Consider the following 17,791-nt stretch of genomic DNA (forward strand, 5'->3'; position numbering starts at 1 on the left):
CCGCGAAACATGGCATTTTCCAAAGGAACATTTAAAACAGCTTTCACGCAGCGGGCTTATGGCAAGTCCCTCAGAAACTTACTGCTGTTTCATGACCTGTATTTTATTGCCCTGATTATCCTGGCGGTTGCCAGTGGCGGCTACGGCATTTACCTGTGGGATAAAGCGTCCAAGCAATCGCAGCGTATCAATATGGTGATCCAGGAAATTTACCTGGTCAGAGGCGACCTGTACCGCCAGGTAAAAGAATTATTCGATGCTTTCTTCCTGCAGGAAGAAAATGCGCTCAATGAATACAATCACTACACCACCTCCATCCTGGAGCATCTGCAGCGTTTGCAAAGCATCGCCATTGATGAAGAGGAGCGCAGCGCGCTCAGTGAGATCGAGAGTAAATACCGCAAGCTGGTGAATGAAGCGCCTACCCTGTTTTACCGTTACCAGAACAACCCCAACAAGCAGGCGCAAAAGTCTATTTACCAGGATATCGAGACTGGGATCTTCACGCACTACGAAGAAGTCTCCAAGCGTGCCGAACACCTGCTGATGATCAAGCAGAGCGAGATCAAGAATCGGCTGGATGATGCCAGGAGCAGTTCCATCGCCGTGCTCTCGCTGCCACTGTTGCTAGCCTGCGTGCTGATTCTTTACTCACGCCGCATCCTGAAACGCTCTATCGTCAAACCCATCAATGACATCATGATTGCCACTAATGCCATCAGTGCCGGCAACTTGAGCCATCAAGTGCCGGAGGCAGGTGCTGAAGAACTGGCGGTGCTATCTAAAGAGATCAATAAGATGGCGGAAGACCTGGCGTTGAGCCGGGATGCATTGGTCAAAAGTGAAAAACAGGCGGCACTTGGCCTGCTCGTGCCTATGCTGGCGCACAACATCCGCAATCCACTCGCCAGCATACGCGCCACCGCCCAGGTGATAGATGCCCCGGATAAAGATACACAGGAATCTGTGCATGGCATTATCCATACGGTTGATCGCCTGGAAAGATGGACTGGCAGCTTGCTCTCCTACTTGCACCCGATCAAGCCAATGCTGAACCAGTTGATGCTTTCTTCGATTGTGCAGGGGGCCATCATGACGTTGCAGCCCAAGCTCAATGAGAAGAATATCAAGGTGATTGAAAACAGTGGCAATATCAAACGCCTGATCCTGACTGATGAACATCTGTTGGAACAAATGCTGTACAACTTGCTTCTGAATGCCTCGGAAGCCTCACCCAAAGGCACAGACATCCAGATTCAATGCTCGCTGCTGGATAATATATTGACCCTGGTGATTATCGACCAGGGGCCGGGCATGCCATTTAAACCTGACCCACATGCCATCACTCCCGGCCCCACCACCAAACGCTTTGGTACTGGCCTGGGTATCCCGTTTGCCTTTAAAGTCTGTGAGGAACTCGCCGGCGCTATGCAGTTTGAAAGCCACGCGGGCAAAGGCACGCGCATCACTATCTCCCTGCCCCAGTAAGGCGGCCTGGCTGCACATAGGTGTTTATGGGCGACTTGCTCGGTGGCCTGGAAAATTTTCTTTTTTCTGCTTGCTTAATTTTGGTTTTTTATCAACAATGTGGTTAAGCATCTGCCACGAATATTATGTTGAATTCACCTGCTCCCGCATTATCCTTACCGGCAACTTCCGGCCTTCAATTCAAAGTCAGTGACTATTTGGGAAAATTCGTTGTTTTGTATTTTTACCCCAAAGATGCCACCCCAGGCTGTACCACCCAAGGTATTCAGTTTCGAGACATGCATGATGAATTCACCGCCGCCAATGCCGTGGTGTTTGGTATTTCGCGCGACAGCCTCAAATCGCATGAGAATTTCAAGGCCAAGTACACTTTCCCGTTTGAGTTGATCTCAGACGCGGATGAAATCGCCTGCCAGGCATTGAATGTGATTAAAATGAAAAACATGTACGGGAAACAGGTACGTGGTATTGAGCGCAGTACGTTTTTAATAGACCCAAAAGGCACCATTGTCCGCGAGTGGCGTGGTGTAAAGGTCGATGGCCATGCCGCTGAAGTGCTGGCCAGCATCCAATCTTTCCACTCATAAAGTGATTTCCTATGGCACGTGCTCCGCAAACTAAGTTGTTCGTTCTGGATACCAATGTACTGATGCACGATCCTTCATCGTTGTTCAGGTTTGAAGAACATGATGTGTATTTGCCTATGGTCACCCTGGAAGAGTTGGACAATGGCAAAAAAGGGCTGACGGAAGTTGCCCGCAATGCACGCCAGGCCAGCCGTTTCCTTGAAGAAATCATGGGCGGGGTAGACACCAGCAATCTCGAAGCTGGCTGTCAACTGGCAATTAAGGGCAATCGCCACCTTTCCGGCAAACTGTTTTTCCAGACCGAACATGTGCCTACAGACCTGCCAGGCTTAGCGGGCAGTAAAGCAGATAACCAGATCATCAGTGTCGTCCTGGCACTCAAAAAACAATCCCCGGACCGTAATGTCATTCTGGTCAGCAAGGATATCAATATCCGCATCAAGGCACGCGCCATGGGCGTGCCTTCTGAAGACTACTTTAATGACAAGGTGCTGGAAGACAGCGAGTTGCTGTATACCGGCTTACGCGAGCTACCGGAAGACTTCTGGGAAGCGCATAGCAAAGACATGCACTCCTGGCAGGAAGCAGGCCGCATGTTTTACAAGATCAACGGCCCGATTGTGAAATCGCTACTGATCAATGAGTTTGTGTTTTACGAATACAACAAGCCATTTCACGCGATTGTGCGCAAACTGGAAGACAATTCAGCCGTGCTTGAGGTCGTACACGATCACGCCAACCCCAAACACAATGTGTGGGGCATTACAGCACGCAACCGTGAACAGAATTTTGCCTTAAATCTGCTGATGGATCCTGAAATCGACTTCGTGACACTGCTGGGTCAGGCCGGTACTGGTAAAACATTATTGACCCTGGCTGCTGCATTGACGCAAACGCTGGATAAAAAGCGTTACTCTGAAATCATCATGACCCGCGTCACTGTGCCGGTGGGTGAAGATATCGGCTTTTTACCAGGCACTGAAGAAGAAAAAATGGCACCATGGATGGGTGCGCTGGAAGATAACCTGGATGTCTTGAACAAGACCGATGAGGATGTAGGCGAATGGGGCCGTGCTGCGACGCAAGACCTGATCCGTACCCGCATCAAGATCAAATCACTGAATTTTATGCGTGGCCGCACCTTCCTCAACAAATTCCTGATCATTGATGAAGCGCAGAACCTGACGCCAAAACAGATGAAAACCCTGATCACTCGCGCGGGCCCAGGTACCAAGGTCGTCTGTTTGGGTAACATTGCCCAAATTGATACCCCTTACCTGACTGAGGGCAGCTCAGGCCTCACCTATGTGGTTGACCGTTTCAAGAACTGGCAGCATAACGGCCACATCACCCTGATCCGTGGCGAGCGTTCGCGCCTGGCGGATTTCGCGGCAGAGGTGTTGTAGACGCAGGTCTGCCCCGATGTTATGGTCAAAGGCTTTTATACTCTACTGATTGCCCAGTTTTTATCGGCAATCGCCGATAATGCCCTGCTATTTGCGGCAATCGCCCTCCTCGCACAACTGAACGCGCCGACCTGGCATGAGCCGTTGTTACGCGAGTTTTTCGTCATCTCCTACATTGTGCTGGCGCCATTTGTCGGCCCGTTCGCAGACGCCTTACCCAAAGGCCGCGTCATGTTCCTGAGCAACGGCCTGAAGTTTATTGGCTGCTTGCTGGCGCTGGCTGGCGTGCCACCGTTATACGCCTATGCAGTCGTCGGCATAGGCGCTGCGGCTTATTCGCCGGCAAAATATGGCATCCTCACCGAAATGCTGCCTTCGCATCTGCTGATCAAGGCCAACGCCTGGATGGAGGGCACCACCGTCACCGCGATTATTTTAGGGCCGGTGTTTGGCTCTACTATCGCTGCGGCGACCAGCCCTTATGTAGGTATTGCGTTTATCACGCTGCTTTACCTGCTGGCAGCAGCGTTTAATTACTTCATCCCTAAAGTGCCGATCGACCATAAGGTTGAGCAAAAGACATTGAAGTTCTTACTGAAAGACTTTTGGCATGCGTTTATTACTTTATGGAAAGACCCGCAAGGGCAGGTTTCATTGGCAGTCACGACATTGTTTTGGGGTGCAGGCGCTACCTTGCAGTTTGTGGTACTGAAGTGGGCAGATGTTAAATTGGGCTTTAGCCAACAGGAAGCGACTTACCTGATTGCCATTCTGGCTGTGGGTATCGCCGCAGGCTCAGTGATTGCCTCACGCTATGTGCAGCTGGAAAATGCCGTGAAAGTATTACCAGCCGGTATTTATATGGGCATCCTGGTGATTAGCATGGTATTGATCACCAACCCGATAGTCGCGGCCGTTCTACTGTTTGTCATCGGCGTATTGTCCGGTTATTTCCTGGTGCCGCTAAACTCCCTGCTGCAACATAGGGGCCATCATTTACTCGGCGCAGGTCATTCGATTGCCGTGCAAAATTTTAACGAAAATATCGGCATCCTGTTATTGCTGGGTGCTTATACCTGGATGGTAGGTGCGCATTTCGAGATAAATACCATTGTCGCGATCTTTGGCGTCTTTATTATTGTCAGCATGTCTCTGATTACTTTCGTCTACCGCAAACATATTCAACGTTAAGTAATCAGAGTAAACACGTTATATATGGATAAAGAAAAGGGCGCTTGAAGCGCCCTTTTACTTTTTAAACCTCTGCAAAAATTAGTGCAGTTTCACATGTGGTTCTGTACGTCTGGAAATAAGGCGACCAATACTATGAATAATCACCGCCAGTACACCATGCAAAGCCATCAAATGCATTTTATACAGACTGCGGTACATCACTCTGGCAAACAAACCTTGTATGTACATACTGCCACCAGCCACTGCTCCCATCAAGCTACCAACGGTAGAGTATTTGCCCAGGTTAACCAGTGAGCCATAATCGCGGTAATGAAACTCTGGCAGAGTCTCTTTACCGGCAACGCGTGCTTTGACTGTTTTGACCAATAAAGAAGCTTCCTGATGCGCAGCCTGTGCGCGTGGCGGCACGGTCGTATCGTGTCCCAGCCATGGGCAGGCAGCACAATCACCAAAAGCAAAAATATGCTCATCGCGCGTGGTCTGCAAATGCTGGTTAACGACTAATTGATTGATTCTATTGGTTTCCAGGCCGTCAATATCCTTCAGGAAATCCGGCGCTTTAATCCCGGCAGCCCACACGACTAACTCCGCTGGAATAAAACGGCCACTGTGCGTGGTAATGCCTTTAGGGGAAACTTCAGTGACACGCTCACCCGTGAAAACATTGACACGCAGTTTGCGTAACTCTACATCCACGGCATAAGAAAGCTTGGTTGGCAACGCAGGCAAAATACGGTCACTGGCTTCAATCAGTGAGATTTTTACGTCGCGGTCAGGGTCAATCTTGTCCAATCCATAAGCGGTTAATTCACGCGTGGTATTGTGCAACTCAGCTGCCAGTTCTACGCCGGTGGCGCCTGCGCCCACAATGGCGACTTCCAGTTGCCCTGGTTTTAAAGGTTCTGGTTGTGTCTGTGCGCGCAACAATGCGTTATGCAGGTAACGGTGGAATTTTTGTGCCTGTGAATGTGTATCCAGTGCCAGCGAATATTCACGTGCGCCTTTGATACCAAAGTCGTTGGTGGTACTGCCAACGGCAATAATCAGCGTGTCATACTTGAACGTACGGTGCGCAATGACTTCATTGCCATCTTCGTCTAGAAACGGCGCCAGACTGACCTCGCGCGTAGCACGGTTCAATCCATCCATGCGCCCCAGGCGGAATTTAAAATGATGCCAGTGCGCCTGCGCCAGGTAATCTAACTCATGGCGATCCGGGTCCATGCTGCCGGCAGCGATTTCATGTAATAACGGTTTCCATACATGTGTTCTGGTGCTATCAATCAGCGTGATGCGAGCCTTCTTCTTTTTTCCGAGAGAGTCTCCCAACTTTGTCGCCAATTCCAGGCCACCTGCACCACCACCTACGATGATGACATGGTGTAAATTATTTTCATCCGTCACACTTATATCCTTCAATAAAAAAGCGCGCCTGCCGTACAGCCAAGCGCGCACAACAACTACATTATACCGCTATTCGTTACCTGTGATTTTTGCATGGCTACGAATAAAAGCGATCACTTTCAATACATCATCAGGTTTTAAGCCATCATCTGGCGCCATCAGGCCAAAACCTTTAGCTCCCATACCACCGTTAGTACCGTGCCAGATGGTCTCAAACATTCCTTTGTTGGTCGCATTTTTGGCATAACGGAAGTTATCCCCTATCAGGCCAGGCCCAACGGCACCTTCACCATGTCCGCCATGGCAAGCCACGCAAGAAAACAGGTTGAATTTCTTCTTACCTTCCTTGATTGCGTCTTCCTTGCCGATGTAAGGGTTCTTACCTGTGCTTAAAAACTCTTTCGCACCTGGCGTATCAAACATTTTGAGGTCGATTTGCAGAGGCTGCCCATCCTGGGTCGCCTCAAATTTAATCGCTTTAATATCCTCAGATGATTCAGCACCAGCCCCTGATGATTGACCACCGTTACCACATGCGGCCAGCAACGCTGCCAGAACTGACGTTAACAACAAACTTCTCATGATTGCCCCCATACCTTTAAGTAAGAATTTTCCTTGAAATAAAACAGTTTTTTCTTGTTTTTATTATTGATAAAACTGACCGAATCATTGTGCCATAAAAACAAAAAACGGTCACCAAGGTGACCGTTTTAAGTTGGTATTATTATTATTCGTTACCAGTAGCTTTTACAACACTGTTACTACGGATGAAAGCAATCACTTGCAATACCTCATCTGGTTTCAAGCCATCATCTGGAGCCATCAAGCCATAACCTTTAGCACCCATACCACCATTAGTACCGTGCCAGATGGTTTCAAACATGCCTTTGTTAGTACCGTCTTTAGCATAACGGAAGTTTGCACCGATCAGGCCAGGACCAACTGCGCCCTCACCTTTACCACCGTGACAGGCTACACATGAATACAGGTTAAATTTCTTTTTACCTGCTTTAATTGCAGCTTCGTTCCCGATATATGGGTTTTTACCAGTCGCTAAAAACTCTTTAGCTGCATCGGTATCAAACATGGCTTTATCAATATTGATGGTAGATCCGTCTTGAGTAGCCGAAAAAGTAATATCAGCCACTGCACCTGTAGCAAATGCCAACAGGGAAATCATCACAGCTGATTTAATTTTATTGCCTAACATGTTGTCTCCTAATCCTAAACAAAATGAGCGGCGTTAATTGAAAACCTAATAATTAACGCATGCTCATTTAACGAATCGTTTCAGAAACGGTTGACGAATATTTCCGAATAATCTTCAGAATCTTTCACTTGGCCATTTCAAAACAAGTGCTCGATTTTACTGGGTTTTTTTTCCATTGTCATTAATCGAGGCCTGTTTATAATATTTTTTCAATTCAGTGTTATTTTTTGTACACACTGTCACCCTCAACCACTGGCACGGTCGGGATACCATAATCTTTCAGGATCGCATCAATCTTGTCTTTATTACGCTCAAGCGCTTCGTTGATCATTTTGATGCGATCTTTATCTTTCATTCTGACGGCAACAGAGATATTCCAGTACTCTTTACCTTTCAAATTGACTTTGTTGTATTCAGGAATCATACGCAACTCAAGTGGCACTTTGGCTTGCTTGGCATAATAGCCTGCAATCGGCGCCCACATGATCGCTACATCAATTTTGCCGGCAACCAGGTCATCAATCATAAAGCTAGTTGGCAAGTTCAAATCACGCTGCATGCGGTAAGGGCGTGCATTGGTCATCAGGTTGTAATCATTTAAAGGAATGGTTGCCGGGCTTTGGCCCACAATACCGATGATGCCTTTTTTCAGGTCCGGTGAATCCCAATTGGTGATGTCATAGTTGCTATCTTTGCGCCAGACGAAGACGTGACCAGAACGGTAATAAGGTTTGGATGTACGCAAGCCATCAAAATCAGAAGTCATGCCGATGATGACATCACATCGCATGGCATTGATGGTATTGCGTAAAAAGCCCTGGCGGTTATAGGCATACTGGTAAGTCAATTTTTTGCCGAGGTCATCTGCCAGCACTTTTGCAATTTTGTCTTCAAACCCTTCCAGCTTGATATTGGAGTAAGGCATGTTGTCAGGGTCAGAACAGACCTTGAATTCTGATTCATCAGCCACGCGGCGCACTTCACCAATCCTGCCTTCGTCAGGGTTGATGGATGGAATATCAATCTCTTCAGCAAACACCGTTGTTTGCGCTACCCACATTAACCCAATCGCACCCAGTAACTTCCATGTCATTTTCATCTTGATTTCATCCTTATTGTGATTTTACCTGTCGTGTTTGGAGTCTTTTTTGAAGCCAAAAGTTCTGCTAACGCCCGACAAGAGCCATCATCTTATCTTGAATAAGTTTCTATTTGTAGCCAAAACGTACTTTAATTTCTCTTGCTTTTCCGAATCATGAATATCATGAAAAAAAACACCCTGCCGAAGCAGGGTGTTAGAGGAGTCAACGTATTTCTTAAGTTAACTTGAGATGAATCTCAAATTACAGTGAGAATACATTCAGTGCACCGCCGCCAGGAGCAGCGTTGTACTTGGTCAACTCTTTGTAACCACCAGCAGCACCCAGTGCGTCTGTGTCGTTAGTCATACCCAGGTTCATCGCAACACCAGCCCAACCGCCGATACCGGACAGTACGCCAACGTATTGTTTACCTTTGTTACCGTATGTGAATGCGTTACCGATTACACCGGAACCAACTTGGAATTTCCACAGCTCTTTACCGTTTTGTGCATCAACAGCTTTGAACCAACGATCCAAAGTACCGTAGAACACAATGTTAGTAGAAGTAGTTAAAGCACCACCCCAAGCAGAGAATTTCTCTTTGTTGTACCAAACTTTTTTGTTGGTCAATGGATCATAAGCGCCGAAGCCACCCATTACGCCGTCAGGACCAGCAAACATAGTCAATGTAGCACCAACCCATGGTTGACCAGCAACGTATTTGGATTCAACTGGCTCGTATGTCATACACACGTGGTTCAATGGTGTGTATACCAAACCTGTTTTTGGAGAGTAAGCAGCAGGCTGTTGGTCTTTAGTACCTAAAGCAGCTGGGCAAACACCCTTAGCGTTGTAGTCTTGGTGAGTAGAAGCAGATGCCAATTTATCTGGCACACCTGTTTTCAGGTCAACATTGTTAGCCCAGTTAACAAATGGATGCACTTTTTCAGCTGCAACCAATGTACCGTTGTTAGCTTGCCATGTGTACAGGAAGCCGTTACGGTCATGGTGCCATGCGTATGTTTTGCCACCTTTGTCGAACAGGATTACTTCGTTAATACCATCGTAGTCCCACTCATCGTGTGGAGTCATTTGCATGCCCCATTTAGCCACGCCAGTGTCTAAGTCACGAGCAAAAATAGTCATAGACCATTTGTTGTCGCCTGGACGTACATCTGGGTTCCAAACGGATGGGTTACCAGTACCGTAGTAAACCAGGTTTGTTTTTGCATCATACGGCCACCAGCCCCATACGGAACCGCCGCCATGTTGCCAGCCATCTTTAACAGCTTGTGGTTTCAACCAGGTACGTGTACCCAATTCTTTTTCACCTGTTTTCAGTTGGTCGTTAGGGATCTTTTTGAAAGAACCACCTTCTTTGTTACCGCCGTTTACGTCTTGGTAAACTGACAGAGCACTGTATTGTGGGTTTTCTTTGTTGAAGTCAGCACCGATCAAAGATTCGCTGTCTGGACCAGCTGAGTAAGCTTTCCATGCCAGTGAACCATCTTTCAGGTTGTATGCAGCGATAAAGCAACGTACGCCGAATTCAGCACCTGAACAACCGGTCAATACTTTGTCTTTGATTACGTGTGGAGCGTTAGTGTTAGTTGCACCGACTTTAGGATCAGTGTTTTTAACATCCCATACTTTAGCACCGGTTTTTGCATCCAAAGCGATCAGAACGCCGTCGTTCTGTTGCAGGAAGATTTTACCGTCGCCGTAGCCCAGACCACGAGATACGTTGTCACAGCACAAAACTGCTTGAACGCTTGGGTCTTGTTTTGGGAAATAGGACCAAACGATTTTTTGGTTATCGTTCAAATCCAGAGCGTATACGTTGTTTGGGAAAGCTGTGTGAACGTACATCATGTTGCCCACAACAACTGGTGAACCTTCGTGACCACGGTTTACACCGGTAGCGAATGTCCATGCAGCTTTCAGGTTTTTAACGTTGCCTTTGTTAACTTGTGACAGCGCGCTGTAACCTTGGTTATTATGTTGACCGCGTGGGTGAGCCCAGTTGTTTGCATCTTTCAATGCAGCTTCTTGGTCTGCAGCAGCAAATGCCACTAATGGCAACGCAGCTACCAGGCCCAAAGCCAGTTTGATTTTATTAACTTGCATATTGATCTCCAAAGTTGATACTAAGGGTTTAATATTAAGTACACATTCAACTTGTATCCACTAGGATTGGAGTACTAAATTGTTCGCATACTTTACACAATACCGGCTAGGGAAAATTTCCCGACTAACTGTAGAAATTCACACTTTGCCGCATATGAGGATTGCAATATAGAACAATTTGTTTTCAATTGCAACACTTTAGTTACAAATTGGTTACACTTTTTTCATCTTTGTTTTTGTTATTTTTTCCAATCAAAATCTGTTTGAAAAAATAGCCTAAAAATCAGATAGTTAATTCACCAGCCCAGAAAAATATACTTCATGAATGATTTAAGTCTTTATCCAGAATGTACGCCATACCAGCATGAGCGCTTACAAGTCAGCGCGACACATGCCATCTATATCGAACAATGCGGCAATCCTACTGGCGTGCCTGTCATTTTTTTACATGGCGGGCCAGGTAGTGGTTGCAATCCGGCACAGCGGCGCTTTTTTGACCCGGCGCATTACCGCATTATTCTCTTTGACCAACGCGGATGTGGCCGCAGCCTACCCGCCGGTGAAACACACGACAACACCACGCAGACATTGGTTGAAGACATTACTGTGATACGCAAGCACTTGAATATCAGGCAATGGCATGTCTTCGGTGGCTCATGGGGCAGCACGCTGGCACTGGCATATGCCACCCAGCATGCAGCCGACATTATCAGCCTGACATTAAGAGGGATATTTTTAAGCAGGCCGCAAGAAATCCATTGGTTTCTAGGCGAAGTCGCCCTCTTTTTCCCGGAGGCCTGGCAGGCGCTACTGGAAGGGGTGCCATTAAGCCAGCAGGAAAATATCCTGGATTACTACGCAAACCTGGTGTTCCACACAGATACTGCGATCAGCATCCCGGCAGCCACCCGCTGGAATGCGTTTGAATCCAGCATCATGAGCCTGGTGCCTAAATCAGATAGCCCCAAACAAGAAAACCGCGACACCCCTAGCCAAGCTCCAGCCAATCCGGCAAAAGATTCTTCTGCTGTAGACGGTGCCATCGAACTGGCCCGTGCACGCGTACAGATTCATTACATCCAGCACTTATGCTTTATTGATGGCGAACAATTACTGCAACAGGCAGCAACCACATTACGCGAGACCCCAACGACGATAGTGCAAGGCCGCTATGATATGGTGTGTCCGCCGCAAACGGCCTGGCAACTCTCCCAGGCCATGCCGCATGCTGAACTGGTCATCGTGCCCGACGCCGGCCATTCTGCCATGGAGAAAGGCACTTGCCAGGCATTGCTGGCTGCGACTGAACGCTATAAAGTGCTGCAGGCTTGATCTCTAATAAGGCGATGGAACTCCGTTGATGCTGACAACCAGTTTAATCAGGTTAAAAAGTCACTGGCACGCGCTGCGGCAGTATTTTTTGCCTTATGTATACTCCACACCGCTATTTGTGATTAAAACCACCCTGCAAGGGGTGAGCAAACATCGCCTGATGGGCTTGTCTGCCGCATTGTCCTTTTATGCACTGTTCGCGCTGATTCCACTGATCATCCTGATCTTCTTTTTAATCAGCCATATGGTCTACTCATCAGACTATGCCATCGTCAAACTGGCAATACTGACCAGTAATCTACTGCCGGAATTCAGCCAGCGCATCATGATAGAGGTATACAATAACACTCAGACCAAAGCGGCCTGGGGTGCGGTGGGCTTCTTCATTCTTTTATGGACCATCACGCCGCTGGCGGCGGCAATGCGCTCCAGCTTTTACCAGATCGCCAGCCGCCATGATGTGCCGTCGTTCTGGAACAAGAAATTCCGCGATGTGATGGCCGTACTGGGTGTGCTGCTGGTTTTCTTCCTGTTTACTGCCGCAGGCTTTGTGCTTGAGTCCGTCATTGTATTCCTGGCGGTGCATTTACCCTCTGCCCTGATCAACTTTGTCGGCGGGCTACTCTCGCTCCTGCTCACCACCCTGCTGATTGCCGGGTTTTACCGGACCTTTTGCCCTTTGCACGTGCAATGGCGCCACTTGTTACTCTCCGCATTATTAACCGCAGGGCTGTGGCTGCTGATGCGGCCTGCATTCGGGTTATTCCTGAGTGTAAATAAAAATTTCGGCGCGGTATTTGGCAGCATGAAAGCCATGTTCGTTTCTATCAGCTGGCTATACCTGAATTTTGCCATCTTCCTGATTGGCTTTGAGTTGATGGTCACCCTCAGGCAAAAAGATGTGTTGCTGCTGAAAGGGCTGTTCGATGATATTCCTAACCAGCAACATTATTTGCAGACATTGATGCACAAATACGGAAAAACTTACACCAACGGCAGTTACATTTTTAATCAGGGCGACGCCAACCATCATTACTACATGGTGGTAGAAGGCACGCTGCACCTGATACAACGCCTGCCGGATGGGGCAGACAAAACCATACGCATCCTGCAATATGGCGATTTCTTTGGCGATATCGCCTTGTTTTCTGCCCAGCCGGTCACCGCCAGTGCGGTGGTGGTTTCTGAGCAAGCAGCGGTGATTGAAATTGATGCCGAATGCATAGAGGATTTATTGCAGGAAGACCCTAAGATTGCCGTACGCCTGTTGAAACAACTCTCTAACCACGCCCAGATCAATAGCACGCCAGCCTGATCTTGATTATTTCCCAGTGCGCGTGCATGCGCTTTTAGATCGCTAATCTCGCCAGTTTTGCTTTCACTCCAATCGCCTGAACCTTGCAGAATTGTAAGATATGTTACAAAATTGTAACAACTTTAGGAATGACGCATCATGGCACTCTCCCTCCCGCAAGAAATCAATGCGCTGATCCAGCAGTTGAATACGCAACAATTCTCCACCGTGGCGAGTCGTGCGCGCCAGCTGCTTGCGCAATTTCCGCGTGAGTTCATTTTGCACCATCTGCTGGCACTGGCATTAGATCAAAGCCAGCAATATCCTGAAGCGGCCCAGGCCTATGCGCAGGCATTAAAACTGCAACCAAACAATGGGGAACTCTGGTTTAACCATGCCATTGTGTTAACGCATTTGAATCAGCTGCCACAGGCAGAACAAGCCTACCGCAAAGCCATTACGCTTAACCCTCAATTTTTTGAGGCGCACGGCAACCTTGGTACCTTGTTACAAAAACAAGGCCGCCTGGATGAGGCGATTACCAGCTATCAAACCGGCTTGCGTATCCAACCACAAGATGCACGCGGCCACTTTAATTTAGGCACGGCCTATCGCGACCAAGGGCACTTGAACGAAGCTGTGCGCAGTTACCAGCGCGCGATTGAGCTATTCCCCAACTACACCGACGCCTATAACAACCTTGGCGAAACCTTGCGTGACCAGGGCGACATGACGCTCGCGGTGCAGTATTACCAGCAAGCACTACAACGGCAGCCTGAGCATGCCGGCGCCAACTACAATATGGGCGAGTTTCTTTACCTGGCAAAGCGATACGAGGAAGCGATTCCTTACTTTCAGCATTCGCAACTGGATGACTGGCAATCGCGGGTGTTGTATTGCCTTTACCAGGCTGAAAAGTTTGAAGCTTTTAAGCAGTTGCGCGCCGAGGTGATAGCACAAGGCCCACACACCGCGCCCTTTATTGCCACGTTATCCAGCCATTACAGTATTAATCACGGAGAGGCGGACCCTTACCAGTTTTGTGCCAACGGGCTGGAATTTGTTTACCACCGGCGCATGCCTGAACTGGCACCTGGCAGCCCGCTGCTAGCGGAGCTACTGGATAATATTGCGCAGACGGATATCGCAGAGCGCAAGCAAGCACGGCTGACGAATGGCAAGCAGTCAGCGGGCAACTTGTTCAAGCGCCCGGAAGCGGCTTTCCGCACACTGGGTGAATTGGTCAAACGCGAGTTTCGCCTTTACCAGCAACATTTCCAGCAGGCGCAATGTGCACTGATTACGCATTTTCCTGAAACGCTGGAATTCACCAGTTCGTGGTACGTCAATATGCAAAAAGGCGGGCACCTCGATGCGCATATCCACGAGATAGGCTGGATCAGCGGTGCGGTTTACCTGGCCATGCCCGAGACTGCGGATCCGAAAGAAGGCGCTTTTGAATATGGCACGCATGGCGACAGCTATCCTAAGTTACACGACAACTTCCCCAGCAGCTTCATCAAGCCGGGCGTTGGCGATATCGTGCTGTTCCCTTCATCGCTGTTCCACAGGACCATCCCCTTTCATGCAGAGGCAAGTCGCATCTGTGTCGCCTTTGATTTAAAACCCGCCACCCACCTGCAAACAGCACGCAACCAATACTGAGCGTGGATGGATGCAAGGCGCATCAGCTGCGGCCTAATCCGCAGATAACACTAAAATAATTTGCTTATCATATGCATACAGAATTTATCAGTGTTTTAGATTGTAGATTTTGCGCCACAAGGTATGATGCTTCATTGTTAAGCGCTTATTGCCTGCACCTGTTTAAAGGATAGTCAGTGGCGCTCCCCGATGACACCTCAAGGGAGTTCAGCCTGAAAATGAAACCAAGCTTTTGCAGGAGAACACAGCGACTCAGCCTGATCATGTCACTTTTCCCCGGCCAGGCATCCCATCTTTTACGCTTCATGCTGCAGCCCAGCCGCCACGATAAAATAAAACCACGTCATTCGGCTCCTGCGTATATTCCCGGCGCCCTGACAGTTATCCTGTTGTGCCTTGGACTGGCAACCGCCAACATCGGCTGGGCGGCTTCCGCCCCGCACGACATGCGTGAAACCACTTCTGAACTGATTTATAACTTTGCCCTGCTGAGCCAGGCGCCTAACCGCCTGCCGCAAGAAGCCTATAACATCTGCGCGTTTGAAGAAGATATAGCTTATCTGCAATCCACCACCCTGGAATCACAAAAACTACAGAATTTGCCGGTGTTTTTACTCTCACTGAAAACAATCGCTGACGTGAAACGCTGCAATCTGTTGTATATTCAGGACTTTATTCCACAAAAGCCGCTGGAATTACAACAGTCCATTCAAAAAGAAGTCGTATTGACCGTGGTACACGCCGGTAACAAATTTGCTGACTATGGCCATGTGGTGATTAATGCTCAGGACAAGCGTTACCAGTTTGATTTGCGGATACAACCGGCAAAACAGGCCGGCATCATGTTTGATGCGCGACTGTTGAAATTGGCGACTAATATTATTAACGATTAAGCGTGTATGTTAAGACTGTTTCGTAACCTGAAAATTGCCGAGAAATTACTGCTGACAGAACTGGCAATGACCTTGAGCATGCTATTGGTGTTTAGCATATTCGCCCTTGGTAACCACTATCACGACCTCCGCTCGCATTTAATTCAAAATATCCTGGTGCAGATGAATGTGGTGGCCACTTCGATAGGCCCCGCCGTCATGTTTGACGAGCTGAATTCCGCCGCTAAAACGCTGGAACCACTGACAGATAACGAGAATATCCGCACTATCGTCATCCTTAACCAGCAGCAACATACACTTGAGAGCCTGCATCCCCAGCATGTATCCGCGGCTTCAGGCTGGCAATGGCTGTATCCTTTCTTTGGCGACATGGAGCTCACAGCGCCTATCATCGTCAATGAAAAAGCCGTCGGCACCTTGCGCGCCATCATCAAGCAAGAACAGATCGTCGATATGCTGATAGGCTTTGCCTGGTCGAACACCATCGCCGCCATTGCAGCAGCGTTGTTCGGTTATCTAGTGATGTGGCGATTGAATCGTTACATCGTCGGCCCCATCCATACCCTGCAAACCTTCGTCAGCAACATCACACAAAACCATCACTACGAGCAGCGTATTTATACGACCAGCCAGGATGAAATTGGCCTGTTGGGCAAAGACATCAACAACATGCTGGAAAGCATCAGTCAACGCGATGCCCAGTTGCAGAAAGAGCTGGAACATCGCAAGGAAATCGAAGAAAAACTGCAATTCCTGGCGCATTACGACAAAAGCACACTGCTACTGAATCGTCATGCGTTTGAAGAAATCATCACCAAAAAAATCACCACGCCTGCAGATGAACGCAAACGCGTTTACCTGCTCTTGCTGGACCTGGACCGTTTTAAAATCGTGAACGATACCTTTGGACATAATACCGGCGACAAATTGTTGCAGCAGGTCGCCCACAGGCTGCGAGGCAATATGTCGCAGGAAGATGCGATCTTCAGGCTGGGCGGAGATGAATTTGCGGTGATTCTCGAAGCGCCCAAGCGCAGCACCATAGAGCAGGTCTCTACCCGTGTGATTCAAAACATATCCACCCCGTTTATTGTGGATGACCACGAAATCCATATTGGCGTCAGTATCGGCATTGCCACTTTAAGGCCTGGCTTTGACTCAAAAACAGAAGTCATGAAAAATGCCGACATGGCGCTTTACCAGGCCAAAGATGCAGGCAGAAACACCTATCGCTTTTATAGCGATGAAGATGAAGTCAATACGTCTGAACTGCGCACACTGCGTGAAGAACTGCACTTCTCATTGCAAAACCAGGAGCTAGAGCTCTATTACCAACCCATCATCCACACCCAGCTGATGAAGACCATAGGCTTTGAAGCCTTGCTCAGGTGGCGCCATCCCACCAAAGGCGTGCTCGCCCCAGACCAGTTCATCCATCTGGCTGAAGGCTCCGGCCTGATCATCAGCATTGGTGCCTGGGTCATCCACCAGTCGCTCAAGCAACTGGCCATGTGGCAGCAAACGTTTGATAGCGAGCTGTTCATGAACGTCAACATCTCTTCGCGCCAACTGGATGATGACAGCCTTTCGGGCACCATACGCCACGCGCTGGATTTTTATCATATTGCGCCACGTACACTCAACCTGGAAATCACCGAATCCATGGTGATGCGCAATATCGAATCCGCCAAGCATATTCTTTATGCCCTGAAACAACTGGGCATAGGTATTGCGATTGATGATTTTGGCATTGGTCATTCTTCTATGAATTACCTGAAACAACTGCCGGTCGATATCCTCAAGATCGACAAGCAATTCACCGCCGGCATTCCGCACGATAAAGTCGATATCGCCATTGTGGATGCGTTAGTGGCCCTGGCGGTCAGCCTCAACCTGAAAGTGGTGGCCGAAGGCGTAGAGAGCGCTATCCAGTTTGAATACCTGCAATACAAACTCTGCCACCATGTGCAAGGGTATCTGTTCAGTGCTGCGTTATCGGCCAGCCAGACTACGGCTTTCCTGGCAGATTTCCCGGAAAGCATCCCGGCCGGCTTCCGCAAAGTCGTGCAACCGGAAGTCTGATATTGCAGTTAAGATCATTTAAAAAAT

General features: G+C 48.5%; 14 protein-coding genes. 9 read left to right on the top strand and 5 right to left on the bottom strand.

All coding sequences use genetic code 11. From position 1 onward, the window contains the following. The first annotated feature begins 9 nt into the window (after window positions 1-9). From ACSSVF_RS02250 to lplT, 4 genes are all read left to right on the top strand, one after another. Entirely contained in the window at window positions 10-1,488 is a 1,479-nt protein-coding gene (locus tag ACSSVF_RS02250; protein WP_492405149.1) for a sensor histidine kinase, read from the top strand. Between the two features lie 125 nt (window positions 1,489-1,613). Continuing rightward, window positions 1,614-2,075, top strand: coding sequence for a peroxiredoxin (locus ACSSVF_RS02255; protein WP_492405150.1), 462 nt, complete (start codon window positions 1,614-1,616; stop codon window positions 2,073-2,075). 11 nt (window positions 2,076-2,086) lie between these two features. Further along, window positions 2,087-3,481, top strand: coding sequence for a PhoH family protein (locus ACSSVF_RS02260; RefSeq protein WP_492405152.1), 1,395 nt, complete (start codon window positions 2,087-2,089; stop codon window positions 3,479-3,481). 21 nt (window positions 3,482-3,502) lie between these two features. After that, entirely contained in the window at window positions 3,503-4,672 is a 1,170-nt protein-coding gene (lplT, locus tag ACSSVF_RS02265; RefSeq protein WP_492405153.1) for a lysophospholipid transporter LplT, read from the top strand. A gap of 81 nt (window positions 4,673-4,753) precedes the next feature. Here lplT and ACSSVF_RS02270 read toward each other — a convergent pair whose 3' ends face one another. From ACSSVF_RS02270 to ACSSVF_RS02290, 5 genes are all read right to left on the bottom strand, one after another. Further along, on the bottom strand, window positions 4,754-6,079 hold the full coding sequence (locus tag ACSSVF_RS02270) for an NAD(P)/FAD-dependent oxidoreductase (protein ID WP_492405154.1): 1,326 nt from the start codon (window positions 6,077-6,079) through the stop codon (window positions 4,754-4,756). Window positions 6,080-6,148: 69 nt separating this feature from the next. Further along, window positions 6,149-6,661, bottom strand: coding sequence for a c-type cytochrome (locus ACSSVF_RS02275; protein ID WP_492405155.1), 513 nt, complete (start codon window positions 6,659-6,661; stop codon window positions 6,149-6,151). Window positions 6,662-6,806: 145 nt separating this feature from the next. Then, window positions 6,807-7,289 carry a c-type cytochrome gene (locus ACSSVF_RS02280; protein ID WP_442585432.1) on the bottom strand — a complete coding sequence of 161 codons (483 nt, stop codon included), beginning with the start codon at window positions 7,287-7,289 and terminating at the stop codon, window positions 6,807-6,809. A gap of 220 nt (window positions 7,290-7,509) precedes the next feature. Beyond that, window positions 7,510-8,388, bottom strand: coding sequence for a quinoprotein dehydrogenase-associated putative ABC transporter substrate-binding protein (locus ACSSVF_RS02285; RefSeq protein WP_492405156.1), 879 nt, complete (start codon window positions 8,386-8,388; stop codon window positions 7,510-7,512). A gap of 244 nt (window positions 8,389-8,632) precedes the next feature. Continuing rightward, window positions 8,633-10,498: a PQQ-dependent dehydrogenase, methanol/ethanol family gene (locus ACSSVF_RS02290; RefSeq protein ID WP_492405158.1), complete on the bottom strand. Its 1,866-nt coding sequence runs from the start codon at window positions 10,496-10,498 to the stop codon at window positions 8,633-8,635. 321 nt (window positions 10,499-10,819) lie between these two features. On the opposite strand from ACSSVF_RS02290, the gene pip reads away from it, so the two are divergent. The 5 genes from pip (at window position 10,820) to ACSSVF_RS02315 (ending at window position 17,764) form a co-directional block, all read left to right on the top strand. Then, a complete protein-coding gene (pip, locus tag ACSSVF_RS02295; protein ID WP_492405160.1) occupies window positions 10,820-11,830 on the top strand; it encodes a prolyl aminopeptidase in 1,011 nt (336 codons plus the stop codon). Window positions 11,831-11,858: 28 nt separating this feature from the next. Continuing rightward, a complete protein-coding gene (locus tag ACSSVF_RS02300; protein ID WP_492405162.1) occupies window positions 11,859-13,145 on the top strand; it encodes a YhjD/YihY/BrkB family envelope integrity protein in 1,287 nt (428 codons plus the stop codon). Between the two features lie 138 nt (window positions 13,146-13,283). Then, window positions 13,284-14,789 carry a tetratricopeptide repeat protein gene (locus ACSSVF_RS02305; RefSeq protein ID WP_492405164.1) on the top strand — a complete coding sequence of 502 codons (1,506 nt, stop codon included), beginning with the start codon at window positions 13,284-13,286 and terminating at the stop codon, window positions 14,787-14,789. Between the two features lie 176 nt (window positions 14,790-14,965). After that, window positions 14,966-15,682, top strand: coding sequence for a YfiR family protein (locus tag ACSSVF_RS02310; protein WP_492405165.1), 717 nt, complete (start codon window positions 14,966-14,968; stop codon window positions 15,680-15,682). A gap of 6 nt (window positions 15,683-15,688) precedes the next feature. Beyond that, the gene (locus ACSSVF_RS02315; RefSeq protein WP_492405168.1) at window positions 15,689-17,764 is read left to right on the top strand and encodes a bifunctional diguanylate cyclase/phosphodiesterase; all 2,076 of its coding nucleotides are present in this window, start codon (window positions 15,689-15,691) and stop codon (window positions 17,762-17,764) included. The last annotated feature ends 27 nt before the right edge of the window (window positions 17,765-17,791 follow it).

Source organism: Methylophilus sp. E2MeOHC9 (assembly GCF_058744375.1).

Coding starts and splice junctions, on each gene's coding strand:
- lplT (WP_492405153.1), top strand. CDS start 3,503: ATGGTCAAAGGCTTTTATACTCTACTGATTGCCCAGTTTTTATCGGCA.
- ACSSVF_RS02280 (WP_442585432.1), bottom strand. CDS start 7,289: ATGTTAGGCAATAAAATTAAATCAGCTGTGATGATTTCCCTGTTGGCA.
- ACSSVF_RS02260 (WP_492405152.1), top strand. CDS start 2,087: ATGGCACGTGCTCCGCAAACTAAGTTGTTCGTTCTGGATACCAATGTA.
- pip (WP_492405160.1), top strand. CDS start 10,820: ATGAATGATTTAAGTCTTTATCCAGAATGTACGCCATACCAGCATGAG.
- ACSSVF_RS02315 (WP_492405168.1), top strand. CDS start 15,689: ATGTTAAGACTGTTTCGTAACCTGAAAATTGCCGAGAAATTACTGCTG.
- ACSSVF_RS02290 (WP_492405158.1), bottom strand. CDS start 10,498: ATGCAAGTTAATAAAATCAAACTGGCTTTGGGCCTGGTAGCTGCGTTG.
- ACSSVF_RS02300 (WP_492405162.1), top strand. CDS start 11,859: ATGCTGACAACCAGTTTAATCAGGTTAAAAAGTCACTGGCACGCGCTG.
- ACSSVF_RS02255 (WP_492405150.1), top strand. CDS start 1,614: ATGTTGAATTCACCTGCTCCCGCATTATCCTTACCGGCAACTTCCGGC.
- ACSSVF_RS02305 (WP_492405164.1), top strand. CDS start 13,284: ATGGCACTCTCCCTCCCGCAAGAAATCAATGCGCTGATCCAGCAGTTG.
- ACSSVF_RS02275 (WP_492405155.1), bottom strand. CDS start 6,661: ATGAGAAGTTTGTTGTTAACGTCAGTTCTGGCAGCGTTGCTGGCCGCA.
- ACSSVF_RS02285 (WP_492405156.1), bottom strand. CDS start 8,388: ATGAAAATGACATGGAAGTTACTGGGTGCGATTGGGTTAATGTGGGTA.
- ACSSVF_RS02250 (WP_492405149.1), top strand. CDS start 10: ATGGCATTTTCCAAAGGAACATTTAAAACAGCTTTCACGCAGCGGGCT.